Source organism: Arthrobacter echini (genome assembly GCF_004803505.1).
Lineage (GTDB): Bacteria > Actinomycetota > Actinomycetes > Actinomycetales > Micrococcaceae > Arthrobacter_D > Arthrobacter_D echini.
In genome coordinates, this window is the sequence record NZ_SSWH01000003.1 from 108,996 (window position 1) to 133,542 (window position 24,547).

The window sequence follows — 24,547 nt, forward strand, 5'->3', positions numbered from 1 at the left end:
GTGAAAGGGGCTTCGAAGACATCTTCTAATTGATGATGTTCCGCGCTCTTCCGGCGCGGGTCCCGACGTCGTTCACGCTCGGCGCAATGCCGCCCTGACGAGCGCGACCGCATCGGGCTCGGCGATGCCCGCCGCATGCACGACGGCGGCGAACGCGTCGGCCGCCTCAGCGACCTTACGGCGGGCCTCGTCACCCCCTGCGGAGATCAGCGTCCCGGCCCTGCCGCGGGTCTCGACGACGCCTGCCTGCTCCAGCTCGCGGTAGGCGCGGGCCACGGTGTTGGCGGCGATCCCCAAGTGTGCGGCGAGGATCCGGACGGGCGGGAGCCGCGTCCCGACGGCTGCCGTGCCGGAGTTGGCGGCGGCGAGGACGGCCTGCTTCAGCTGCTCGAACGGCGGGACGGCGCTGGTGGCGTCCAACCTCAGCCAGCGGGGAATGTCCTGCTCCATGCCGTCCACCTTCCCTCGGCTTCGTCGGGAACCGGACGGACCCCGTGCCAGAACCCTACCGTCGGGCCGTCCGCGTGGCCGTGCACTCCATACACTGGACCCATGTTCGACCTCAGTGAAGTCACGATCCGCAGCATCTCCGTCTCCGAGATGGATAACTAGAAATGGTAAATGTAGCGTGGCTTTGCGACCTCGAAGCGAGCAGTGATCTACGTTCGGCAGTCCCAGATCTCAGAGGTCACCGTTTCCCCTGCCCTGCAGGAGCAGAACGTTCGGGAGTTTATCGAACGAGAAGAGGGATGGACGCCTAACCTGGTACCGCAGCAGTTGAGGTAGTTAGTTCACCAAGCAGGAACCTTGAATAATTGTCTCCGCATGCCCTCGTCTCCTCGTGCCCACATCGTGTCGATGCGCCGCCACTTCCTTCGGATCTAGCGAAAGGCCAGCACCCTTGAAGACCGGTCGGCTTCCAACTAGCAGCGCTGCCTCTTACTCAATCCTCGACCTAGCTGCTTAGGCTTCCGGCCTTATCACCGGAACTCGGCACCTATCTCTCCTAGGGGCCGCTTCCCTTATGACATGGCTAGGGCCGCTCCTACTAACCCATCCCTGTTGAGACCAGCAGGAGCGGTCTTTTGCGTAAGCTGGTTGGCAGGCTACCGAGGGGTGAGTGTGTCAGTGGAACAGAACAGAGGGGACACGACAGCGAGGCAGAGGAAGCCGATTCGCTTCACTGGGACCGCTGAAGGTAATCACACCGGCAGTAACCACAAGTCGGCTCTGGACGTCTTCAACCGCGAGGTTGTAAAGCTGATTGAGTCAACACCCGAACTGTCGGCTCGACAGATCGGAGCAGTGGAGTGGAAGCTGTGGGATGCCGCCTCCAACGAGGTCGAAGGCGAAGATCCAGTGGAACTCCTTGAAGAGTTCGAGACCCACGGCCTCGCTCCCCAGCGCCTCTTCAGGCATCAGATGAATAGGGTGAAGGAAGACCCAGATCAGTACTACCAGTTCACTTCTTGGTACAGGATCTCCGGGTCGATCAGCTTGGAAATTACTGGACCAAATCGAATCGTCGTGGACGGTCTCAAGGCCTCGTTCGATCGCATCGTTGAGAAGGTCGTAGATGCAGCGGCACAGCCGGAGAGGGCCGCTGAGACGCGGCCACAGAACTTGGACACCCCCTCGCAGTTGGTTGGCAGTAGCGCTGTTGTCGCTGAAGGCAGTGCAGGTTGGTGGAGACGCACTTGGCGTGACCACACCATCGCGGCTGGATCGACCCTTACCACTGGTGTCGTCTTGGCGGGTGTCATCTACTACCTCAACTGGAACTAAAGCCCACAAAGCCCCTTGGTTCCGAAGAAGGGGACAAGGTCGTCGCTAGGCTGACAGCATGGAACTTCGGGGAATATTGCTTGGCGGTCTCATCGCAGGTGTTGCTGGTTTGATCGGCCACCTTCTTACCCGAAATACCGAGCATCGACAGTGGCTGCGAGGTCAGCGACAAGAGAAGTACTCAGAGTTCATCAGCATCTACCACGCAAGAAGTGAAGTCCTCATCCAGTACCAGGCGCGTGGTGTCTTGCCTGAGGACTTCAGCGCGAAATGGCAAAGCTACGACGGAGCAGGGCTCCTGCTCGTGGCTCCGGAAGCAGTTGCGCTACCAGTACTGAAGACCGTCAACGCTCTAGAACGGGCTCAGAACATCCTTCTCAAATCAGGCCCGGAGGAGGACTTTCGAAGCAGAATGAGGACGGTTAACGAGCATTATCGTGCTGCTCTCATGGGCATGAGGGTGGATCTTCAGGAGAAGCAAGCTGGATAGGTTGAGGCCGTGATGCTTGCAGACCTGACCGACGTACCCCCACAGCAGGAGCGGCCTTCTACGTCGATAGGGTGTGGGCATGTCTCAAGAGCTTGTCATTGCCCTTTTAGCCGCTGGCGCTGCACTCGGTGGTAGCTTGCTCGGTTCCTTCCTCACGAGGACGACGGAGCACAAACAGTGGCATCGGAACGAGAAGAATCAGGCGTACATCGAGTACTTGATCAAACTCGATGAGCTTGAGAAAGACCTCGATACTAATGTGCAGGCAGTAGGTAGTGATCGGTTACTCGCCATCACCGCTGCTCGATCTGCGATTCGGCTCTTTGGTTCCGCAACCGTCCGACGCTTAGCGCGAGACGTAGACAACGAGGCGACAGGTCTATGGTTCATGGCTGACCTGGCAGACGTTGACTCTGGAACATCGGAAGACCGAACCGATCGCCGGAGGGCCTACAGCGAATTTGTGACCCGCTATAAGGCATCGATGGTTCATCTCATCTCAGCGATGCGCGAGGACCTCAAAGTCGCAGACCCCGAGGATGAGCGGATCGACGCTGAGAATGCTCAGCTTTTCCTCGAAGACGGTGCTAAGAGACCCCTAGGCTGAGAGCATGATCCTCGCAAGCCTCGATGAGGTAACGATCCGCAGTATCTCCGTCTCCGCGATGGACAACAACGTCTATCTGCTCACCTCGAAGTCCTCGGGTGCTCAGGTCCTGATCGACGCCGCGGACGACGCGCCGGCCATCCTGGCGCTCCTCGCGGACGCGCAGGAGGACACCGATGCCGAGGCGCGCCTCGCGCTCATCGTCACCACCCACTCGCACTGGGACCACGTGCGGGCCCTCGCCGAGGTGCGCGAGGCCACGAAGGCCCGCACGGCCGCGGGAGCCGACGACGTCGCAGACATCGAGGTGCCGACGGATGTCCCGCTGCACCACGGCGACACCGGGTCCTTCGAGGGCTTCGAGCTCGAGGCCCTCCACCTGCGCGGGCACACCCCGGGATCCGTGGCGCTGCTCTACCGCGATCCGCACGGACCCGCGCACCTGTTCACGGGTGATTCGCTGTTCCCCGGGGGCCTCGGGAACACGCAGGGCGACGCGCAGCGCTTCGCCTCCCTGTACGACGACGTCGTGACCCGCGTGTTCGACGAGCTGCCCGACGACACCGTCGTGCATCCGGGTCACGGTGCAGGGACCACCCTCGGCGCCGAGCGCGGCTCCCTGGCCGAGTGGAAGCAGCGTGGCTGGTAGTCACCGCACCACGAGTGGCAGGGCTTCGCTCAACACGTTCTGTGCCCGACGGCGAAGATGCGCCGGAACCCGAAGACCGTCCCGTACGGGCCGCGTGGATAGGCCTCGCGCAGCCGCCGCCCGTACCCGGCCTCGAACTCCTCGCCCTCCTGGGGCGAGAGGACGTCGAGGACGGGCCGCAGACCCGTGCCGCGCACCCAGTCGAGCACGGCGTCCTCCCCGGCGAGTACCTGCTGGTACGTCGTCTCCCAGACGTCGGCCTCGAGTCCCGCGCCGAGCAGAAGCTGGAGGTAGTCGACAGGTTCGCCGACGGCGTCCTCGTGGCGGAGCACCCCGCCGAGGCGTGCTGACCATCGCTCGCTCGCGGCGTGCTCGCGCATGAGGACGTGCGACGGGGCCGAGAAGTTGCCGGGCACCTGCACCGCGATCCACCCGCCCGGCGGAAGTCCCGCCGACCACGCCGCCAGGAGTTCCTGGTGCCCCGGCACCCACTGGAGAGCGGCGTTGGTGACGACGACGTCGTCGCTGCCCGGTGTGTAGTCCCGGAGGTCTCCCACGTCGAACGAGAGATTGGCGGGAACCTCCCGCTGCCCGGCGGCGGCGATCATGTCGGGACTCGCGTCGATGCCGGTGACCTGCGCGTGGGGCCAGCGCAGGGCCAGCGCCTCGGTCAGCTGACCGGGTCCGCAGCCGAGATCGACGACCCTCCGCGGCCCAGGGTGAGCGACGCGGGCGAGAAGATCGACGAAGGGACGCCCGCGGTGTCCGGCATGACGGGCATAGAGGTCCGGGTCCCAGCGCATGCTCCACCCTAAACCCGGCCCCGGTAGGCTGAACGGACCATGAGGATCCAAGAGCACCTGCCCCGGCACGACGACGGCCGACTCACCGCGGACGCGGTCTACGAGGCCTTCACGGCGTGGACCACGTCCCGCGGGCTCACCCTCTACCCGGCGCAGGACGAGGCCGCGATGGAACTCGTCTCGGGCAACAACGTGATCCTGGCGACGCCGACCGGGTCGGGCAAGTCCCTCGTCGCGATCGCAGCCCACCTGAAGTCATTCTCCGAGGGCAGGACGAGCTACTACACGGCACCGATCAAGGCCCTCGTGTCGGAGAAGTTCTTCGCCCTGATCGAGATCTTCGGCGCGGAGAACGTCGGCATGATCACGGGCGACTCCGGCGTCAATCAGGACGCCCCGATCATCTGCTGCACGGCGGAGATCCTCGCGAATCTCGCCCTCCGCGAGGGTGCCCGGGCGCAGCTGGACACCGTGGTCATGGACGAGTTCCACTTCTACTCGGACCCGCAGCGCGGCTGGGCCTGGCAGGTACCCCTGCTGGAGCTGCCGCAGGCCCAGTTCCTCCTGATGTCCGCCACCCTCGGCGACGTGACGCGCTTCGAGCAGGAGCTCACGGAGCGCACCGGGCGCGCGACGGCGACGGTGACGTCCGTGGAGCGGCCCATCCCCCTGCACTACTACTACGTCGAGACCCCCGTGCAGGAGTCGCTGGAGGAGCTGCTGTCCACGCGGCAGGCACCGGTCTACGTGGTGCACTTCAGTCAGGCCGAGGCCATCGAGCGCGCGCAGAACCTGATGAGCCTCACCATGGCCACGCGCCAGGAGAAGGACCGCATCGCCGAGCTGATCGCGACCTTCCGGTTCTCCTCCGGCTTCGGCAGGACCCTGAACCGCCTGGTCCGCCACGGCATCGGTGTGCACCACGCGGGGATGCTCCCCAAGTACCGGCGCCTCGTGGAGCAGCTCGCGCAGGCCGGTCTGCTCAAGGTCATCTGCGGCACGGACACACTCGGCGTCGGTATCAACGTGCCCATCCGCACCGTCCTGCTGACGGCGCTGAGCAAGTACGACGGCGTGCGGACCCGCCTGCTCAATGCGCGCGAGTTCCACCAGGTCTCCGGTCGCGCCGGACGCGCCGGGTTCGACACCGCGGGGACCGTCGTCGTGCAGGCACCCGAGCACGTCGTGGAGAACGCGAAGGCCATGGCGAAGGCGGTCGCGAAGTTCGGCGACGACCAGAAGAAGCTGCGCCAGGTCGTCCGGAAGAAGCCGCAGCAGGGCTTCGTCTCGTGGGGCAGACCGACCTTCGAGCGGCTCGTCGAGAGCGTCCCCGACCCGCTGACGTCGTCGTTCTCGGTGAGCCACTCCATGCTCCTGAATCTCCTCGAGCGACCGGGCGACCCGTTCGTCGCCGCCAAGCGACTCCTGACGGAGAACCATGAGCCGCGGGCCTCCCAGTTGCGGCTCATGCGCCGCGCCATCGGCATCTACCGCGAACTCGTCACCGCCGGCATCGTGGAACGGCTGCCCGAACCCGAGCCCGACGGCCGGCAGGTGCGACTGAAGGTGCACCTGCAGGCGAACTTCGCGCTCAATCAGCCGCTGTCCCCGTTCGCGCTCGCCGCCCTGGAGCTGCTGGACCCCGAGGGGCCGGGGTACGCGCTCGACGTCGTCTCCGTGATCGAGGCGACGCTCGAGAAGCCGCGCCAGGTGCTCAATGCGCAGGAGAAGAAGGCGCGCGGCGAGGCCGTCGCCGCGATGAAGGCGGAGGGCATCGACTACGACGCCCGCATGGCGCGCCTCGAGGAGATCGGGTATCCGAAGCCGCTGGAGGACCTGCTGCAGCAGTCCTTCGAGGTGTACCGCGCGTCGGCGCCCTGGCTCGGTGACTTCGAGCTGGCACCGAAGTCCGTGGTCCGCGACATGTACGAGCGCGCCATGAGCTTCGGCGAGTACGTCGCGTTCTACGCCCTCACCCGCTCCGAGGGCATCCTCCTGCGTTACCTGGCGGACTGCTACAAGGCACTGCGGCACACCGTCCCGGTCGAGGCGCTCCGCGAGGACCTCAGCGACATCGTGGAGTGGCTGGGCGAACTCGTGCGCCAGGTCGACAGCAGTCTCCTCGACGAGTGGACGCAGCTTGCCGCCGGAGTGCTCGAGGGACCCGCTGACGACGCCGTCGACCTGCCCCCCGAACCACCCTCGGTGACCTCGAACGAGCGCGCCTTCCGCGTGATGGTCCGCAACGAGATGTTCCAGCGCGTGAAGCTCTTCGCCGACGAGCAGGACGAGGCGCTCGGGGCACTCGACGCGGATTCGGGCTGGACCGCCGATCGCTGGGCGGATGCGCTGGACGGCTACTTCGCCGACTACGAGGACATCGACGACGGCCCGAACGCACGCGGGCCTGCTCTGCTGCTCATCGAGAAGAAGCCGGGCAGCTGGAAGGTCCGCCAGATCCTGAAGGATCCGGAGGGCAACGGCGACTGGGGCATCAACGCGGAGATCGACCTCGCGGCATCGGACGACGCCGGCAGCCCGGTGGTGCGGATCCTCGGCGTCGGGGCTCCCGTGGCAGCCTGAGCAGTACCCGGGGAGACAGTGACGGACACCGGAACAGGGTGTGTTCTCGCTAGGCTGATGCCATGTCACTGATTCGCGCAGCAGAACCGGCGGACGTCCCGGTCATCCTCCAGCTCATCCACGATCTCGCGGTCTACGAACGGGAACCCGACGCGGTCAGGAACACCGCCGACGCACTGCGCGATGCCCTGTTCGGGGAGCAGCCCACCATCTACGCCCACGTGATCGAAGCGGACGGCGCCGTCCAGGGATTCGCGCTCTGGTTCCTGAACTACTCGACCTGGGAGGGCGTCAACGGGATCTACCTCGAGGATCTCTACGTGCGCCCCGAGGCCCGCGGCGCCGGTCTCGGCAAGGCCCTCCTGGCGCACCTCGCCTCGATCGCCGCCGAGCGCGGCTACGCGCGTGTGGAATGGTCGGTCCTGAACTGGAACGAGCCGTCCATCCGGTTCTACGAGAGCCTCGGCGCCACGAACCAGACCGAGTGGAGCACCTTCCGGCTGACGGGCGACGCGCTCGCCGAGGTCGCCGCGCTCGCCGATTCCGCCGCGTAGTGCAGCCGCTGCCCGAACCCTCCGACGCTCCCGCCGTCCTCGCCGGCACGCGGGACCACGTGGTCGGCAGGACGGCGGTCATGCGCGGGCTGCGGGCCACCGGACACGTCTTCCGGGTGCCGCTCGATCACGCTGACCCCTCCTCCGGGACGATCGAGATCTTCGCGCGGGAGTACTCCTCCCTCGATCACGGCGAGGAGGAGGCGGCGCACCTCCCGTGGCTCCTGTTCCTGCAGGGCGGCCCCGGCGGACGGGGTGTGCGGACCACGCAGCTGACCGGGTGGCTGACGGCCGCCGCCCGGCAGTTCCGGATCCTCATGCTGGATCAGCGCGGCACGGGCCTGTCCACACCCGCCGACGCCGCGACCCTGGCCTCGCTGGGCTCACCGGAGGCACAGGCGGAGTATCTCACCCACTTCCGGGCCGACTCGATCGTCGCCGACGCGGAGCTGATCCGCCGCAGTCTCGGCAGCCCGCCCTGGACGGTCCTCGGGCAGAGCTATGGCGGCTTCTGCACCCTCACCTATCTGTCGAACGCGCCGGAGGGTATGGACCGCGCACTCATCACCGGCGGTCTCGCACCCCTGGAGGGGCATCCGGACCAGGTGTACCGCGCCACGTTCGCGCGCGTCGAGGAGCGGAACGCCGAGTACTTCTCCTGGTACCCGGAGGACAGGGATCTCCTGAGCCGCATCATGCGCCATCTCGACGACGTCGAGGAGTTCCTGCCGAGCGGTGAGCGGCTCACGGCCCGGCGCCTGCAGCTGATCGGCTCGTACCTCGGCGGCAACACGAGGATCCACGGTCTCCACTACCTGCTGGAGGACGCGTTCACCGGGACGTCGTCGGGTCCGCGCCTGTCGGCGACGTTCCTCGAGCAGGTCCACGGCCTCGTCAGCCGCGCATCCCAGCCGCTCTACGCCCTGATGCACGAGTCCATCTACTGTCAGGGATCCGCCTCGCGCTGGTCGGCGCAGCGCATCCTGGCGGAGTACCCGCAGTTCGAGCCGGACGCCGCCGAGCCGCTCCTGACGGGTGAGATGGTGTACCGGTGGTACTTCGAGGAGGACCCGGCGCTGCGACCCCTGAGTGCCGTCGCCGACGTGCTCGCCGGCAAGGAGGACTGGGGAGCGCTCTACGACACCGGGGTCCTCGCAGCGAACACCGTTCCCGTCGCCGCGGCCGTGTACACCCACGACATCTACGTCGACAGGGACCTGTCGCTGGCCACGGCCGCTGCGGTGCGGAATCTTCGGGTCTGGGAGACCGACGAGTACCACCACGACGGCATTGCGGACGACGGCGAGGCGATCTTCGAGCGGCTGCTCTCCATGACCCACCGCTGACACCCAGGGCCGCCACCGGACCGAGGAGCTGCTGCCATCTCAGGCGCGACGGCGGGGGTTCTTCCTGCCGGCCTCGTCAGCGGCCTCGTCGAGGGCCGGGTCCACGGCGGAATCCCCGCGCGACCCCGTGCCGCCCGCGGAGTCCTGCCCACCGGTGTTCCCGGTGTTCCCGGTGTTCCCGGCGCCGTCGTCGGTGTCCCCGCCCACACGCGAGCGGATGAGGCTGGCGATCACGGCGACGACGATCGTCAGGACGATGACGGCCAGCGAGACGAACGTGGGAATCTCGGGCGCCCACTCGATCGGCTCTCCGCCGTTGATGAACGGCAGCTCGTTCACGTGCATGGCGTGGAGGATGAGCTTCACGCCGATGAAGGCGAGGATCACCGACAGGGCGTGCTTCAGGTACACCAGGCGGGTCAGGAGCCCACCGAGCAGGAAGTACAGCTGACGCAGCCCCATGAGCGCGAAGATGTTGGCCGTGAAGACGATGAAGGCACTCTGCGTCAGGCCGAAGATGGCCGGGATGGAGTCGACGGCGAACAGGAGATCCGTGAGCCCGAGCGTCACGAAGACGATGATCATGGGCGTGAAGACCTTCTTGCCGTCGACCACGGTGCGGATCCTGTTGCCGTCGTAGGACTGGGACATCGGCAGCACGGACTGCAGCTTCGCGATGAGTCTGTTGTCACCGGCGTCCTCGTCGTCGCCGGCGTCGGTGGCCTGCCTGTAGGCCGTGTAGAGCAGGAAGATACCGAACAGGTAGAAGATCCAGCTGAAGTTCTCGATGAACACCGCACCGAGGGCGATGAAGATACCGCGGAGGATCAGCGCGATGATGATGCCGACCATCAGCACTTCCTGCTGGTACTTCCGGGGTACCGAGAAACGCGCCATGATGATGATGAACACGAAGAGATTGTCGATGCTGAGGCTGTACTCGGTGATCCAGCCCGCGATGAACTGGCCGCCGTACTCCGGACCGGTGAACACGAACATCAGACCGGCGAAGACCAGCGCCAGGGCGATGTAGAAGCCCACCCACAGACCTGCCTCCTTCATGGAGGGTTCATGGGGTCGCTTCACGACGAGCAGCAGATCGAACAGCAGGACGATGCCGAGCACGATGAAGGTGCCGACCTCGAAGACGACGGGCAATTCGGGCATGGGTTACCTTCCGGTGTTCACGATGGACCGCCGTAAGTCTCTCCGCCGCGGCCTGGGCCGGCTGACCGCTACGCCCGGCGGGACGACGATGCCCCGCGTGCTGACGTCCGTAGCGCTTGGGATACTCCCCTACGTCCCCCCGATCCTACCGGAACACCATGTCTCAGGCGTGTCCGGCCGACTGCATCTGCCGGAGCTCCTTCTTCAGGTCCCCGACCTCGTCCCGGAGCCTGCCGGCCAGCTCGAAATGCAGATCGGCCGCAGCGGAGTGCATCTGGTCGGTCAGCTGCTGGATCAGATCGGTGAGATCCTCCGCGGGCACCGATGCGAGTCCCTCGGCGCGGACGGCTCCCTTGGTCGGTCTCCTGCTCCTGCCGGCCTCCTCGAGGAGCGTGCGTGTATCGGCGTCCTCTCGGTTGATGGTGTCGGTGATGTCGGCGATCCGCTTCCGCAACGGTGTGGGATCGATGCCGTGCTCGAGATTGTGCGCAACCTGGATGGCGCGGCGCCTGTTCGTCTCGTCGATGGCCCGCTCCATCGAGTCCGTGATCCGGTCGGCGTACATGTGCACCTCGCCCGAGACGTTGCGGGCGGCGCGTCCGATGGTCTGGATCAGCGACGTCGTGCTCCGCAGGAACCCCTCCTTGTCGGCGTCGAGGATGCTCACGAGGGAGACCTCCGGCAGGTCCAGCCCCTCGCGGAGGAGATTGATGCCCACGAGGACGTCGAACGTGCCCATGCGTAGCTCCCGCAGGAGCTCGACACGCCGCAGGGTGTCGACGTCCGAGTGCAGGTACTCCACCTTGACCCCGTGCTCCAGGAGATAGCCCGTGAGGTCCTCGGCCATCCGCTTGGTCAGGGTGGTGACGAGCACACGCTCGTTGATCTCCACGCGCTCGCGGATCTCGTCGAGCAGATCGTCGATCTGCCCCTTGGTCGGCTTCACCACCACCTCGGGATCCACGAGACCGGTGGGACGGATGATCTGCTGCACGTACCCGTCGGCCTTGCCCAGTTCGTACTTGCCCGGGGTGGCCGAGAGATAGACGGTCTGCCCGATCCGGTCCTGGAACTCGTCCCACTTCAGTGGCCGGTTGTCCATGGCGGACGGAAGCCGGAAACCGTGGTCCACGAGTGTGCGCTTGCGCGACATGTCGCCCTCGTACATGGCGCCGATCTGCGGGATCGTCACGTGCGACTCGTCCACGACCAGCAGGAAGTCGTCCGGGAAGTAGTCCAGCAGGCAGTGCGGCGCCGAGGCTGCATCGCGGCCGTCGATGTGCCGGGAGTAGTTCTCGATGCCGTTGCAGAAACCCATCTGCTGCATCATCTCGAGGTCGTAGGTGACGCGCATCCGCAGGCGCTGCGCCTCGACGAGCTTGTTCTGCGACTCGAGCTCCGCCAGGCGCTGCTGCAGTTCGTCCTCGATGTCCTTGATGGCCCGTGTCATGCGGTCCTCACCGGCCACGTAGTGGGAGGCCGGGAAGACGTACATCTCCTCCTCCTCACGGATCACGGTGCCCGTCAGGGGGTCCAGGGTGTAGATGTTCTCGACCTCGTCCCCGAAGAACTCGATGCGCAGCGCATGCTCCTCGTACATCGGGATGATCTCCACCGTGTCCCCACGCACCCGGAACGTACCGCGGTGGAAGTCCATGTCGTTGCGCGTGTACTGCATGCTCACGAACTGCCGCAGGAGTTCGTCCCGGTTCAGCTGGTCGCCGCGCCGCAGCGTGACCATCTTGTTGATGTATTCCTCGGGCGTACCGAGGCCGTAGATGCAGGACACGGTGGCGACGACGACGACGTCGCGCCGGGTCAGGAGGGCGTTCGTTGCGGAGTGGCGGAGCCGCTCGACCTCCTCGTTGATCGAGGAGTCCTTCTCGATGAACGTATCGGTCTGCGGAACGTAGGCCTCTGGCTGGTAGTAGTCGTAGTAGGACACGAAGTACTCCACGGCATTGTTCGGCAGCAGCTCGCGGAACTCGTTGGCGAGCTGGGCCGCGAGGGTCTTGTTCTGGACCATGACCAAAGTGGGTCGCTGCACCTGCTCGATCAGCCAGGCGGTGGTGGCACTCTTGCCGGTACCGGTGGCACCGAGCAGCACCACGTCCTTCTCACCCGCGGTGATCCGCTCGGACAGTTCCGTGATGGCGGTGGGCTGATCACCGGCCGGGGTGTACTCGCTGATGACCTCGAAGGGCGCCACGACACGCTTGATATCCTGCGCAAGACTCATGCCTCAAAGATAGTGCCTGACGGTGACACTCCACCCGGAGTGTGCTGCAGGCTGAATGCGCCCCGGCCCGCGCCCGGTCAGGGGTGCTCAGGTGCCTGGGTCGTCCTGCCCGGTGACGAGAACCGTGACATCCAGTGCCGGATCCGCGGAGCGGTGCACAGCCCGTCCCTCGTGCTCCGCGGGCACCTTCCCGCCCGTGAGCCGCGGGAAGCCGGCCGCCGAGACAGCGCGGGAGGCACGGTCGAGTTCGCTCGGCAGCAGGAGCGGGACACGGACCACGGTGCGCGTCACGTCGTCGGAGTCCGGCGCCGATCCGCCCCCGGCGCCGGTCGCTGTTCCGGTCGCCGTCCCCGGGACGACGTCGCCGTCGGGAACCGGCGGGAGCGCTGACCCGGCCGGCAGTGCGGCGTCGAGCTTCGCGACGATCCGGCGCGTGAGACCGCTCGTCCCGGCGAGGCCCGCGCCGGAGGGCGCCGATCGCTGGATGCCCGCCGTGCGGTCCGCGAGCAGGTTGTCGGCGAACGGGACGATCCGCTCGTGCCAGAGCGCGTCGGCCGCCGCCAGCAGCTCCTGGACGGTGCCCTCGTTCCGCAGCACGGCATCGGCCTCCCGCAGCCTGTCCGTCCGTGACGCCTGCGCGGCCATGCGCCGCAGCGCATCGCCGCGCTCCATGCCACGCTGCCCGACCATCCGCTCCACGCGCACCTCATCCGGGGCATCGACGACGACGACGAGGTGGAAACGGGCGGCCTGGCCCGTCTCGACCAGGAGCGGAGTGTCCTGGACCAGGATCGCATCACGGGGAGCCTCGTCGACGAGGCGCGCCGAGTGCCGTCGCACACGCGGGTGGACGATCCCGTTCAGCCGATCGCGCGCCTGCTCGTCGGCGAAGACCAGCGCGCCGAGTGCGGCGCGGTCGAGACCGCCGTTCGGCCCGAGGATCTCCCGGCCGAAGGCCGCCACGACCTCGCGCAGACCCTCCGAGCCGGGCTCGAGCACTGCCCGCGCCAGCGCGTCGGCATCCACGACGACGGCGCCCAGCTCGCCGAAGCGCCGGGCCACCACCGACTTGCCCGCGGCGATGCCCCCTGTCAGTCCGATACGCAGCATGGGCCCACCCTAATATGGGCGCATCCACTACGGTGACCCTGCCGGTCGGTCAAGGCCCCTTCCGTGCGCACCTCCCCGGGAGGAACGTCGGTGCGCCTGATTACGCTGGATCGATCTGTCCCGTCCGAGGAGCATCGTGACCACACTGAAGGACCTCCAGCACACCGCCGACGCCGTCTTCGGGTGGAGCAGCCTGCGCCGCAGCCAGGAGCAGGCCATGGAAGCACTGATCGCGGGCAAGAGCGTGCTCTGCGTCATGCCGACCGGCTCCGGCAAGTCGGCGATCTACCAGGTACCGGCCATGACGCTCCCAGGGGTGGCCATCGTGATCTCCCCCCTGATCGCGCTGCAGCACGATCAGGCGGAGGCGATCAACGGGCACGCCGGCGCCGAGCGGGCTCGCGTCATCAATTCCGAGCTGACCTCGAGCGAACTCGACGCGGCGTGGGGTGCGGCCGCCGACACCGACGAGTCCACCCGCGCCAAGTTCCTCTTCCTCGCGCCCGAACAGGTGACGCGTGACGACATCACCGAGAAGCTGCGCGCCCTCGACGTGAGCCTCGTCGTCGTCGACGAAGCCCATTGCGTCTCGTCCTGGGGCCACGACTTCCGCCCCGACTATCTCCAGCTCGGGCATGTTCTCAGGAGGATGGAGGCGCCCGTCGTCGCCCTGACCGCAACGGCCTCCCAGCCCGTGCAGCAGGAGATCGTTCAGAGACTGCACCTGGAAGATCCCCTGGTCCTCGTGGAGGGCTTCGACCGGCCCAACATCTTCCTCGAGGTGATCCAGCACGTCGAGGAAGCGGACAAGAACCGCGCCGTGCGCGAGGAGGTCCTCGGGCTCGACGGTCCGGGGCTGGTGTACACCGCGACGAAGAAGACAGCCGAGACACTGGCCGCCGACCTCGCCGCTCACGGCCTCCGCGTCGATGTCTACCACGCCGGCCGACGGCGGAAGGAGCGGGAGGCCGTCCATGATGCATTCCTCGACGGCACGGCGGACGTCGTCGTCGCGACGACGGCCTTCGGGATGGGCATCGACAAACCGGATGTCCGCTTCGTCGTCCACGCGGACATCCCCGATTCGCTCGACAGCTACTACCAGGAGATCGGCCGCAGCGGGCGCGACGGGAAACCGGCACGGGCCGTGCTGCACTACCGTCCGGAGGATCTCTCCCTCCGGCGCTTCTTCGCCTCCGCCTCGGCGAACCGCACACAGCTGCGGGAACTCTTCCTCCTGTTGTGCGCGCAGGCCGAACCGGCCACCCTGAAGCAGCTCAGGGAGCTTTCCGGCCTGTCCGCGCGGAAGCTCACGGGCCTGCTCAACCTGCTGGAGGCCGGTGGCAGTGTGCAGGAGGTGGCCAAGGGGTACCGCGCGCGGAAGATGCGCCCTTCCGCTGCCGTGGACGGCGCCGTCGAACAGGCGGAGAGTCGGGAGAGCATCGATCTCTCACGCGTCGAGATGGCCCGTCGGTACGCGGAGACCAGCCGGTGCCGTCGGCAGTCGCTGCTCTCCTATTTCGGGGAGGAACGTCCCGAACCCTGCGGGAACTGTGACAACTGCGCTGCTGCCGAGCAGGCCGGCACCTCCGCGGCACTGCGCGGTTCCCTGCTGGACGAGACGGTGGCCGACGAGCCGTTCGACGTCGACTCGGAGGTCGTGCATCCCCAGTGGGGCCACGGCACCGTGATGGGGTACGAGGACGACGTCATCACCGTGCTCTTCGACACGGTCGGCTACCGGACACTCTCGCTGTCGCTGGTCGAGGAGAAGAAGTTGCTCGTCGCCGTCCCGGCCGGTGGACCGGACACCGGAGCGACGGCAGGAACGAAGGAAGGGGTGAAGGCAGCAGTTTAGACGCGGCGCTGAGACCACCAGAACGCCTAGGATATACCGGGTGACTGCGTTCAGCCTCGATCTCCTGCGTCGGCGGCCCGACATCGAGTCCCCCGGACTGGTCGCGGTGGATGCCGCGGATCGGCTGCTTCTCGACACGGCGGCGCATCACCTCACCGGCAAGAGCGGCACAGCAGGTGGAGATGACGCGGATGCCCCAGGTGAGGCAGGTGCGATCGCGACGATCAACGACGCCTACGGTGCACTCACGCTCGGAGCCGTTCAGCGCGCCGGTCGGCGTGAGATCCGGGCGTTCCAGGACTCGTTGGTCGGTGAACGGGCCCTGGCACTGAACGCGGCCGACCAGGGCCTCGAGGGTACCTACCACTCGCTCCCGCTCGATGCCGGCCTGCTCGCAGGAGTGAGCACGGTCCTGATGCGGCTTCCGCGGTCGCTGGAGGAACTGGAGGAGATCGCCTGGACCGTCGCGGCCCACGCTCGGGCGGACGTGCGTGTCCTCGCCGCGGGGCGCCTGAAGCACATGTCGCTGTCCATGAACGCGGTGCTGGGCCGCTACTTCGACGTCGTCAGCGCGGGTCGTGCCCGGCAGAAGTCACGTGTCATCCAGGCAACCGGACCCCGCAGCGTGGCGGCGCCGTCCTTCCCCCGCAGCACGCAGCACGACGTCGGTCTCGCCCGGCCGCTTGAGCTGCGGGCCTACGGGGCGACGTTCGGCGGAGCCGCGCTGGATCCCGGCACGCGTCTGCTCCTGCCCCATCTGCGCGGGATCGCTTCGCCGGTGCCCGGGCAGGTCGAACAGTCCGGCCAGGAGTGCGTGATCGACCTCGGATGCGGCAACGGGGCCATCTCCGCCTATCTGGCCCTGAGCGATCCGGCACGCGAGGTGTATGCGACCGACCAGTCCAGCTCGGCGGTCGCCTCCACCACTGGCACAGCGAGAGCGAACGGCGTCCTCGACCGCGTCACGGTGAGCAGGGACGACGCCCTCTCGGCTCTCGCCGACCGCTCCGCAGGGTCGATCGTCCTGAATCCCCCGTTCCACATCGGAGGCACTGTGCACACGGGCGTGGCGCACCGTCTCTTCGAGGCGTGTGGCCGTGTCCTGGCACCGGGCGGAGAGCTGTGGACGGTGTGGAACAGCCAGCTGCGCTACAGGCCCGTCCTCGAACGCCTGATCGGTCCCACCCGGCAGCTCGAGCGCTCGCCGCGCTACACGGTCACCCGCTCCATCCGCCGCTGATCCATCCAGCCCGGCCGTTCCAGCCGATTCCGGACCTGCTGCACGATGCGACGCGCACCGCCGTCCGTCCGGTTCCGCACCCGCACATGACAGCAGGCCCCGTCCGGTGGACGGGGCCTGCTGTCATGGGGCTGTCAGGCCGTCGGTGAACCAACGGCACGACGGACCTGTGCGGAACCCTACGCTCCGGTCAGCTTCTCGCGCAGGGCCGCGAGAGCCTCGTCGGATGCGAGCGTCCCTGAACCGGTGTCGGCGACGACCGGCTCCGAGGAGTAGCTGGACGAGTTGGACTCGGCCGGCTCGCTGGCGGCGCGCGCGTCGTCGGACTCGTGCTGCACGACCTGCTTCTTGTGCGCCTCCCAGCGCGACTGGGCCTCGGCGTACTGGGCCTCCCAGGTGGCACGCTGCGTCTCGTAGCCCTCGAGCCACTCGTTCGACTCGGGGTCGAAGCCCTCGGGGTACTTGTAGTTGCCCTCCTCGTCGTACTCCGCGGCCATGCCGTAGAGCGCGGGGTCGAACTCGGTGCTGTCCGCATCGACACCCTCGTTGGCCTGCTTCAGGCTCAGCGAGATCCGGCGGCGCTCGAGGTCGATGTCGATGACCTTGACGAAGAGCTCGTCCCCGACGGAGACGACCTGCTCGGCCAGCTCGACGTGGCGAACCGCGAGCTCGGAGATGTGCACCAGGCCCTCGATGCCGTCCTCGACACGGACGAACGCGCCGAAGGGAACGAGCTTGGTGACCTTGCCCGGGACCACCTGACCCAGGGCGTGCGTGCGGGCGAAGGTCTGCCAGGGATCTTCCTGGGTGGCCTTCAGCGACAGGGAGACGCGCTCGCGGTCCAGATCCACCTCGAGGACCTCGACCGTGACTTCCTGGCCGACCTCGACGACCTCGGACGGGTGGTCGATGTGCTTCCAGGACAGCTCGGAGACGTGCACGAGACCGTCGACGCCTCCGAGATCCACGAAGGCACCGAAGTTGACGATCGAGGAGACGACGCCGGGCCGTACCTGCCCCTTCTCCAGCTTGTTGAGGAACGTGGAGCGCACCTCGGACTGCGTCTGCTCCAGCCATGCTCGACGCGACAGCACCACGTTGTTGCGGTTCTTGTCGAGCTCGATGATCTTCGCCTCGATCTGCTGACCGATGTACGGGGCGAGATCGCGCACACGACGCATCTCCACGAGGGAGGCGGGCAGGAAGCCGCGCAGGCCGATGTCGAGGATGAGGCCACCCTTGACGACCTCGATAACCGTGCCGGTGACGACGCCGTCCTCTTCCTTGACCTTCTCGATGTCGCCCCAGGCGCGCTCGTACTGAGCACGCTTCTTGGACAGGATCAGGCGGCCTTCCTTGTCCTCCTTTGTCAGGACGAGGGCCTCGACCTCGTCACCCACGGAGACGACGTCCCCGGGATCGACGTCGTGCTTGATGGAGAGTTCACGGGAAGGAATGACACCCTCGGTCTTGTAACCGATGTCGAGAAGGACCTCATCGCGATCGACCTTGACGACGGTACCCTCGACGAGATCGCCGTCGTTGAAGTACTTGATGGTCGAGTCGATGGCTGCGAGGAAGTCCTCTGCGGTGCCGATGTCGTTGATGGCGACCTGCGGGGCACCGTGCTTCTCGGTGGTGGTGATGGTCATGTAGTTGGGACTCCGTTGTGGATGGTGACGTACTCCGGCCAGGACGAACGCCGCAGCCCCGGCTGTGCCGGGAGCGGATTCCCCGTCCGGATGTGGACTGGATGGACAGAACCTCGGAAGATTCGGAGCTCGTAGTACGGGTGGGGGAAACAGCCTGGACCGGTCCCGTCAGAGCGGACTACACGCCTGTCCAGTCTAACTTCGGCCCGCAACACCGTCAAAGCAGGCGCATTCGGAACAAAGGGCGCTCATCGATCCCGGTGCCCGGTGCCGGACCCCCCCGGGATCGCTGCCGGAACTCAGAAGTGCGTGATGCAGTAGGGTTCCCGGGACCGGCCGAAGAGGGTGTCGAGGAGTTCGACGGCGGCGGCGTCGGCTGCACTGAGGCCTCCGGCTGCAGCGAGCGTCGCGGCGTGCACCCCGCCGAGGTACAGCGAACCCAGTGCGTTGACGCTCAGTGTGATGTCCGCGCCCGAGCCATCCTCGACGCTGCGTACCCGGGCGACGCCGTCCGACACGCTCAGGGCGAAGGAGCCGGCGGCGAGGCCGAGATCGTCGAGGACCTCCAGGACGAGCGACCCGCTGCCCCGGTAGGACCTGGCCTCCAGCGCCGCGGGGACATCGAGCATCCGGAGCCAGAGGACGTCGTCCGTCGCCTTGACGCTGTAGCCGCGCCGGTCACGCAGTGCCCATGGGAGCACGTCGTCGCGCGGGGCCTCGTCCCAGGTGACGACCTGCACGAGGTCCAGCGAGCCCAGGTAACGCCAGAGCTCGAGATAGGCCGACGGTGTGCTCGCAACGAGGTCCACCACCTTCATGGTGCGCGGCGTCTTCTCCCACCCGGCGAAGCGGTAGCTCACGTACCCGGTCGGTGCTCCGGCAGCGTCGTAGTGGACGGCCATGCGGACACTGCGGTCCTCGACCGGACGTTCGCGTCCCCACTCGCCCGAGGCCCGGCGGGCGTAGGCGTACTGGCGGCCCACGGAGCCGAAGGTGCCGGCGTGGAAGGAGGCGAAGATGTCCTCCGCGAGGCGGACCGCATGCTCCCGCGCCACGAGCGTCGTCGTGCCCGAGGCAGGAGCTGTGATCTCGAATCGTTCGCTGACATCCACCTCGACGCTCTGCGTGAAGGTCGCGCTCCCGAAGCCGAACCGCCCGTAGATCGTGGCCTCCGATGCGGTGAGGATCGCCAGGGGTGTGCCGCGGTCCTTCGCCTCACGCAGGTCCCGGGTCATCATGGAGCGGAGGATGCCGCGGCGCCGGTGGCTCGCGCGGACACTGACGGCCGTGATCTGGTGTGCCTCGATGTGCGAGGCGCCGACGTTCATGGTGTGCGCCATCGTGCCGTAGGTGCCGACGGGGTAGCCGAGGGCCCCTGCCGGCTGGGCGTCGTCGTGCACGCTCCACAGCACACGCCGGTCGTTCCGGTACGCCTCGAGGAACTGCGCGATGTCCTCGGGATCCTGCGTGCCGTCGTGGAAGCCGATGCTCTCGGCGTCGAGCCATTGGGCGAAGCGGCCGCCGGTGGAGGCGTCCTCGTCAGGGGCGAGCCCGAAGACTTCGGTGCGGAGATCGGGGGTGCGTAACTCAGGCGTACGGGGATCAGGGGTGGTGTAGTCGCTCACAGCAGACAAGCCTAGTGTCCCGGAGTCCTCAGTGCGCGGCCTCGTGCCAGCTGGCGCCGGTACCCACGGACACGTCGAGGGGCACCGAGAGAGCGGCGGCACCGGCCATCTGTTCACGGACGAGGGCCTCGACCTCCTCGGCTTCCCCCGCGGCGACCTCCAGGACCAGTTCGTCGTGGACCTGCAGCAGCATGCGCGAGTGCAGTCCGCGCTGTGTCAGAGCGCCGTCGACGCCGAGCATCGCCTTCTTGATGATGTCCGCGGCCGAGCCCTGGATGGGCGCGTTGAGCGCTGCGCGCTCGGCCATCTCACGGAGCTGCCGGTTGTCGCTCGAGAGATCCGGCAGGTAGCGCCGGCGCCCCTCGATGGTGGAGGTGAAGCCGTCCTTGCGGGCCTGCTCCACGATGCCGCGCAGGTAGTCGCGCACCGCGCCGAACCGTTCGAAGTAGTCGCGCATGAGCGTGCGTGCCTCGTCCACCGAGATGTTCAGCTGCTTCGACAGGCCGAAGGAGCTGAGCCCGTAGACCAGGCCGTAGGACATGGCCTTGACCTTGGACCGCATGGCATTCGTGACGTCCTCCGGGGCCACGCCGAAGATGTGCGATCCCACGAACCGGTGCAGGTCCTCCCCCTCGAGGAACGCGGAGATCAGGCCCTCGTCGCCGGAGAGATGGGCCATGATGCGCATCTCGATCTGCGAGTAGTCGGCGGTCATCAGCGACTCGTAGCGGTCGCCGTCCCGCCCGCGTCCGACGACGAAGACCTCGCGGATCCGCCGTCCTTCCTCGGAGCGCACCGGGATGTTCTGCAGATTCGGGTTCGTGGAGGACAGGCGCCCGGTCGCGGCGACGGTCTGCAGGTAGGTGGTGTGGACCCGACCGTCGTCGCCGACCGCCTTCCGCAGGCCCTCCACGGTCTGGCGCAGCTTGGTGGCGTCCCGGTACGCGAGGAGCTGTTCGAGGAACGGATGACCGGTCCTGGTGATGAGGTCGGTCAGGGCATCGGCGTCGGTGGAGTAACCGGTCTTGATCTTCTTCGTCTTCGGGAGATCGAGCTCGTCGAACAGGACCGTCTGCAGCTGCTTCGGGGACCCGAGATTGATCTCCTTGCCGATGATGCGGAACGCCTCGGAGCCTGCGGCGCCGATGGTCTTCGAGAAGTCGTCGAGCAACCTGTCGAGTCCCTCGACGGAGACCGCGACGCCGGTGAGCTCCATCCGGGCCAGCACTTCCGCCAGCGGCAGTTCGAGCCCGCCGAGCAGCTGGTTGGCGCCGCGCTCCACGAGCTGACCGGCGAAGTGCTCACTGAGGCGCAGTGCGGCGTAGGCGGCCACCACGGCAGGCGAGGCGGCATCGGCGCCTGGGAGGTCGAGCGCCTGCTGGCCCGAGGAATCGTTCGCCGAGGCGGTGATGGACAGGCGCAGGTGGTACTGGGCCAGATCGGCGAGGTCGTAGCTGCGGCGGTCCGGCTGGATGAGGTACCCGGAGATGGCGGTGTCGTCCATCTCACCGGCGAGGGAGAAACCGCGCGCTGCGAGCAGCTTCAGGACGGTCTTGAAGTCGTGCACGATCTTCGGTGCATCTCGATCGGCGAGCCAGTCGCCCAGAACCTTCTCGGCGGCGGCATCCAGCCGTTCCAGCGGCACGAAGGCCGCCTGCGCTGCCGTCACGACGGCGATCCCGAGCACGTCGGTGGCGCCCGCCGTCGTCTCCGTCGCCAGGGCCACCGACGCCTGGGACTGGTTCGTGGCCTTGAACCACTGCGTCAGCGCCTCCGCGTCCTCCAGCAGGACATGCTCCGGTGCGTCCTGCTCCTCCTGGTCGTCGTCCGACTGCTCCTCGCCGAAGAGATCGAAGAGCCGCTTGCGCAGGGTGTTGAACTGCAGCGCGTCGAAGAGGTCCTCGACGGCGGAGCGGTCCGGGTGCCTGGACGCCATGGCGTCGAGATCGACGGGCAGGTCGAGATCGGTGAGCAGGCGATTGAGCCGACGGTTCCTCTTGACGTCCTCGATGTTCGCCCGGAGCGAGTCCCCGACCTTCCCGCCGATGGCGTCGAGATTCTCGAGGATGCCCTCGAGACCGCCGTACAGCCTGATCCACTTCGCGGCGGTCTTCGGTCCGACGCCGGGAACGCCCGGCAGGTTGTCGGCGCTCTCGCCCACCAGCGCGGCCAGGTCCGAGTACTGATGAGGCGGCACGAAGTACTTCTCCTCGATCGCCCGGGCGTCCATCTGCGGGATGTTGGTCACGCCCTGCTTCGGGTACAGCACCGTCACGCGATCGTTGACGAGCTGGAACGCGTCGCGATCGCCGCTGACCACCTGCACGTCCCAGCCGGCGGCCGTCGCCTGGGCCGCGAGCGTGGCCAGGATGTCGTCGGCCTCGTAGCCGTCCAGGGAGATGGTCGGGATCCGCATCGCCTCCATGACCTTGATGATCAGATCCACCTGACCGTGGAACTCCTCGGGGGTCCTCGAGCGCCCGGCCTTGTACTCGGTGTACTCCTCGGAACGGAAGGTCGGCGTGTCCAGATCGAAGGCCACGGCCACGTGCGTGGGCTGCTGGTCCTTGATGAGATTGATGAGCATGGCGGTGAAGCCGTAGACCGCGTTGGTGTGCTGGCCCGTGTCCGTGGAGAAGTTCTCCGGAGGCAGCGCGTAGAACGCGCGGAACGCCATGGAGTGGCCGTCGATCACCAGCAGTCGGTTGCGTGAGCCGTCGCTGCGCCGGTCCCGAGCCTGCGGTCCGGCCGTTGATACCGTGGTGGTCGGGGTCGGCATGTACGCAGGTTTGGTTGTTTCACTCACAGGTGCCAGCCTAGTTGCCATGACGCAGAACCGCATACGCTCCGATGTAGATCAGGCATCATCCGAGGAGCGCCTGGCCGAGCTCGTGGCAGCAGGTGTACCACCCGAGATGCATCACTGGCTGGGCCGCTACGGGGTGGGCGCGCTGACGGTCAAGATGGGCATCGTCTTCCTGGAGATGAGCGCCGAGCGCATGGTCGCGACGATGCCCGTCGAGGGCAACCAGCAGGTGGCAGGGATACTGCACGGCGGGGCCCACGTGGTCCTCGCGGAGACGCTCGGTTCCTTCGCTGCAGGGCTGCATGCCGGCCCGCAGCGGCAGGCCGTCGGCATCGAGGTCAACGCGACCCACCATCGCAGCACCGACTCCGGCCTGGTCACCGGGACCGCCACGGCCATCCATCTCGGACGCACCCTCACGACGCACGAAGTGGTGATGACGGACGAGAAGGGCCGCCGGCTCTCCACGGCCCGCATCACCAACATGATCCGGGACGCACGCGGCTGAAACGCGATCGGTAGCGACGACCGGTACGGCACGGACGACGTCGCTTACGTCGCCGGTCAGGCTCGCGCGGTGACGACGCCCTCCTGGATGTGCGCGCGGAGTTCGGCGGGGCGGAAGGGCTTGCGGAGATAGCGGTCCGCACCGGCTTCGATGCCCCGCTGCTCGTCGGCGGGGTCCGTGCGGGCCGTCAGGATCACGATGAAGGTCGAGGAGAAACGCCGGATGCGTGCCGCCACCTCGAAGCCGTCAATGTCCGGGAGTCCGACGTCGAGCGTGACGACATCAGGGGCCAGACGGCGCACCATCTCCACACCGGCGAGTCCGGCCGGTGCCGTATGGACACGGAACCCGGACCCCGTCAGCACCGTATGGATAAGATCCCTGACGTCGTCATCGTCCTCGATGACCACGGCGGTGCGGGGGTGGTCATGGAGCGGCATGATCCGAGCTTACTCCGCACTCCGGGACGGAGTCGCACCGGCAGGCTCACCCGCTGTGCCGTACACGGCTCGGCTGCACCCGCGGCGGCTCCCCGGGCATCTTCGGGAAGTCCGGAGGGAAGGGCAGCTCCCCGAGCCCGGCCTCGACATCGCGGTCCCACCAGGCCTGCAGGACGTCGATCCTTCCGGGCGCCGCGTGGAGGTCCTCCCAGGGATCCCCACCGGCGCGCAGGCGGTCCGGAACCGTCGTGATGGTCAGTGCTGCCGGGTCGACGTCGGTCAGCTCCTCCCACGCCACCGGGCAGGAGACCGGTGCGTGGGGAAGGGCCCTCGGGCTGTAGGCGCCGGCCATCGTGCGATCCCGGTTGGCCTGGTTGTAGTCCACGAAGATCCTGGCCCCGCGTTCCTCCTTCCACCAGGCCGTCGTGACCTGCTCCGGCATACGCCGCTCGAGCTCACGGGCCGCGGCGATCACGGCCCGCCGGACCGCCAGGAACTCGTGCACGGGTTCGATGGCGGCGAAGACGTGGAGCCCCCGGTTCCCGGACGTCTTGACGAAGGGGTCGAGCTCGGCCTCCCGGAGAACACCCCGAAGAGCGTGCGCAGCCGAGACGACGTCGCCGAAGGACGTGCCGGGCTGCGGATCCAGATCGACGCGCAGTTCGTCGGGATGATCGGGGTCCTCGGCGCGGGAGGCCCAGGGGTGGAAGACGAGGGTGTTCATCTGGACGGCCCACACCACGGACGCCGCCTCGTCGAGGACCACCTGCGGATGCGACCGGCCGCTGGGGTAGGTGACCGTCTCACTGCGGACGTAGTCGGGAGCACCCCTGGGCGGATTCTTGCTGAAGAACGACTCCCCCGCCACGTCCCCGCCGAAGCGCTGCAGCGAGACGGGACGTCCGCCGTTCGCGCGGAGGAAGGCCGGTGCGACCTCGACGACGTACCGGGCGAGATCGAGCTTCGTCAGTCCCACCTGCGGCCACACCACGCGGGACGGACTCGACAGGCGCACCCGGCGCGTGCCGTGCGGGCCCTCGACGTCCAGGGTGATCGCTTCGCGGGCCATCGGCCCACTGTACCCC

At 67.2% G+C, this 24,547-nt stretch carries 20 protein-coding genes; 10 read left to right on the forward strand and 10 right to left on the reverse strand.

Going from position 1 to position 24,547, the window contains the following annotated elements; translation table 11 throughout:
- Positions 1-72 precede the first annotated feature (72 nt).
- On the reverse strand, positions 73-450 hold the full coding sequence (locus E8P82_RS04595; protein WP_211096796.1) for a GntR family transcriptional regulator: 378 nt from the start codon (positions 448-450) through the stop codon (positions 73-75).
- A gap of 678 nt (positions 451-1,128) precedes the next feature.
- On the opposite strand from E8P82_RS04595, the gene E8P82_RS04600 reads away from it, so the two are divergent.
- The 4 genes from E8P82_RS04600 (at position 1,129) to E8P82_RS04615 (ending at position 3,531) form a co-directional block, all read left to right on the forward strand.
- Complete coding sequence (locus E8P82_RS04600) at positions 1,129-1,785, forward strand: hypothetical protein (RefSeq protein ID WP_136453327.1); 657 nt, start codon at positions 1,129-1,131, stop codon at positions 1,783-1,785.
- Between the two features lie 58 nt (positions 1,786-1,843).
- Entirely contained in the window at positions 1,844-2,275 is a 432-nt protein-coding gene (locus E8P82_RS04605; RefSeq protein WP_136453328.1) for a hypothetical protein, read from the forward strand.
- Between the two features lie 79 nt (positions 2,276-2,354).
- Complete coding sequence (locus tag E8P82_RS04610; protein ID WP_136453329.1) at positions 2,355-2,882, forward strand: hypothetical protein; 528 nt, start codon at positions 2,355-2,357, stop codon at positions 2,880-2,882.
- A 4-nt stretch (positions 2,883-2,886) separates the two neighbouring features.
- Positions 2,887-3,531: an MBL fold metallo-hydrolase gene (locus E8P82_RS04615; RefSeq protein ID WP_136453330.1), complete on the forward strand. Its 645-nt coding sequence runs from the start codon at positions 2,887-2,889 to the stop codon at positions 3,529-3,531.
- A 29-nt stretch (positions 3,532-3,560) separates the two neighbouring features.
- On the opposite strand, the gene E8P82_RS04620 is transcribed toward E8P82_RS04615, so the two are convergent.
- Complete coding sequence (locus E8P82_RS04620; protein ID WP_136453331.1) at positions 3,561-4,334, reverse strand: trans-aconitate 2-methyltransferase; 774 nt, start codon at positions 4,332-4,334, stop codon at positions 3,561-3,563.
- A 39-nt stretch (positions 4,335-4,373) separates the two neighbouring features.
- On the opposite strand from E8P82_RS04620, the gene E8P82_RS04625 reads away from it, so the two are divergent.
- The 3 genes from E8P82_RS04625 (at position 4,374) to E8P82_RS04635 (ending at position 8,817) form a co-directional block, all read left to right on the forward strand.
- On the forward strand, positions 4,374-6,917 hold the full coding sequence (locus E8P82_RS04625; RefSeq protein WP_136453332.1) for a DEAD/DEAH box helicase: 2,544 nt from the start codon (positions 4,374-4,376) through the stop codon (positions 6,915-6,917).
- Between the two features lie 62 nt (positions 6,918-6,979).
- On the forward strand, positions 6,980-7,471 hold the full coding sequence (locus tag E8P82_RS04630) for a GNAT family N-acetyltransferase (protein ID WP_136453333.1): 492 nt from the start codon (positions 6,980-6,982) through the stop codon (positions 7,469-7,471).
- Positions 7,472-7,551: 80 nt separating this feature from the next.
- Entirely contained in the window at positions 7,552-8,817 is a 1,266-nt protein-coding gene (locus tag E8P82_RS04635; RefSeq protein ID WP_136453502.1) for an alpha/beta fold hydrolase, read from the forward strand.
- Positions 8,818-8,856: 39 nt separating this feature from the next.
- Here the strand turns inward: E8P82_RS04635 and E8P82_RS04640 are convergent, their stop codons facing one another.
- From E8P82_RS04640 to coaE, 3 genes are all read right to left on the reverse strand, one after another.
- Positions 8,857-9,984: a TerC family protein gene (locus E8P82_RS04640; protein ID WP_136453334.1), complete on the reverse strand. Its 1,128-nt coding sequence runs from the start codon at positions 9,982-9,984 to the stop codon at positions 8,857-8,859.
- Positions 9,985-10,147: 163 nt separating this feature from the next.
- Positions 10,148-12,223 carry an excinuclease ABC subunit UvrB gene (gene uvrB, locus E8P82_RS04645; protein WP_136453335.1) on the reverse strand — a complete coding sequence of 692 codons (2,076 nt, stop codon included), beginning with the start codon at positions 12,221-12,223 and terminating at the stop codon, positions 10,148-10,150.
- An 87-nt stretch (positions 12,224-12,310) separates the two neighbouring features.
- On the reverse strand, positions 12,311-13,333 hold the full coding sequence (gene coaE / locus E8P82_RS04650) for a dephospho-CoA kinase (protein WP_136453336.1): 1,023 nt from the start codon (positions 13,331-13,333) through the stop codon (positions 12,311-12,313).
- 136 nt (positions 13,334-13,469) lie between these two features.
- On the opposite strand from coaE, the gene E8P82_RS04655 reads away from it, so the two are divergent.
- Together E8P82_RS04655 and E8P82_RS04660 are read left to right on the forward strand one after the other, a co-directional pair.
- Positions 13,470-15,191 carry a RecQ family ATP-dependent DNA helicase gene (locus E8P82_RS04655; protein WP_246020948.1) on the forward strand — a complete coding sequence of 574 codons (1,722 nt, stop codon included), beginning with the start codon at positions 13,470-13,472 and terminating at the stop codon, positions 15,189-15,191.
- Positions 15,192-15,231: 40 nt separating this feature from the next.
- Positions 15,232-16,431 carry a class I SAM-dependent methyltransferase gene (locus E8P82_RS04660; protein WP_136453337.1) on the forward strand — a complete coding sequence of 400 codons (1,200 nt, stop codon included), beginning with the start codon at positions 15,232-15,234 and terminating at the stop codon, positions 16,429-16,431.
- Between the two features lie 179 nt (positions 16,432-16,610).
- Here the strand turns inward: E8P82_RS04660 and rpsA are convergent, their stop codons facing one another.
- The 3 genes from rpsA to polA form a co-directional block, all read right to left on the reverse strand.
- Positions 16,611-18,083 carry a 30S ribosomal protein S1 gene (gene rpsA, locus E8P82_RS04665; protein WP_136453338.1) on the reverse strand — a complete coding sequence of 491 codons (1,473 nt, stop codon included), beginning with the start codon at positions 18,081-18,083 and terminating at the stop codon, positions 16,611-16,613.
- Between the two features lie 299 nt (positions 18,084-18,382).
- Positions 18,383-19,708 carry a GNAT family N-acetyltransferase gene (locus tag E8P82_RS04670; RefSeq protein WP_136453339.1) on the reverse strand — a complete coding sequence of 442 codons (1,326 nt, stop codon included), beginning with the start codon at positions 19,706-19,708 and terminating at the stop codon, positions 18,383-18,385.
- A gap of 28 nt (positions 19,709-19,736) precedes the next feature.
- Positions 19,737-22,385: a DNA polymerase I gene (polA, locus tag E8P82_RS04675; RefSeq protein ID WP_246020981.1), complete on the reverse strand. Its 2,649-nt coding sequence runs from the start codon at positions 22,383-22,385 to the stop codon at positions 19,737-19,739.
- 148 nt (positions 22,386-22,533) lie between these two features.
- On the opposite strand from polA, the gene E8P82_RS04680 reads away from it, so the two are divergent.
- Positions 22,534-23,022, forward strand: coding sequence for a PaaI family thioesterase (locus E8P82_RS04680; protein WP_136453341.1), 489 nt, complete (start codon positions 22,534-22,536; stop codon positions 23,020-23,022).
- Positions 23,023-23,078: 56 nt separating this feature from the next.
- Here E8P82_RS04680 and E8P82_RS04685 read toward each other — a convergent pair whose 3' ends face one another.
- Positions 23,079-23,462, reverse strand: coding sequence for a response regulator transcription factor (locus tag E8P82_RS04685; RefSeq protein WP_136453342.1), 384 nt, complete (start codon positions 23,460-23,462; stop codon positions 23,079-23,081).
- A 46-nt stretch (positions 23,463-23,508) separates the two neighbouring features.
- Entirely contained in the window at positions 23,509-24,531 is a 1,023-nt protein-coding gene (ligD, locus tag E8P82_RS04690; protein WP_136453343.1) for a non-homologous end-joining DNA ligase, read from the reverse strand.
- Between the last annotated feature and the right edge of the window lie 16 nt (positions 24,532-24,547).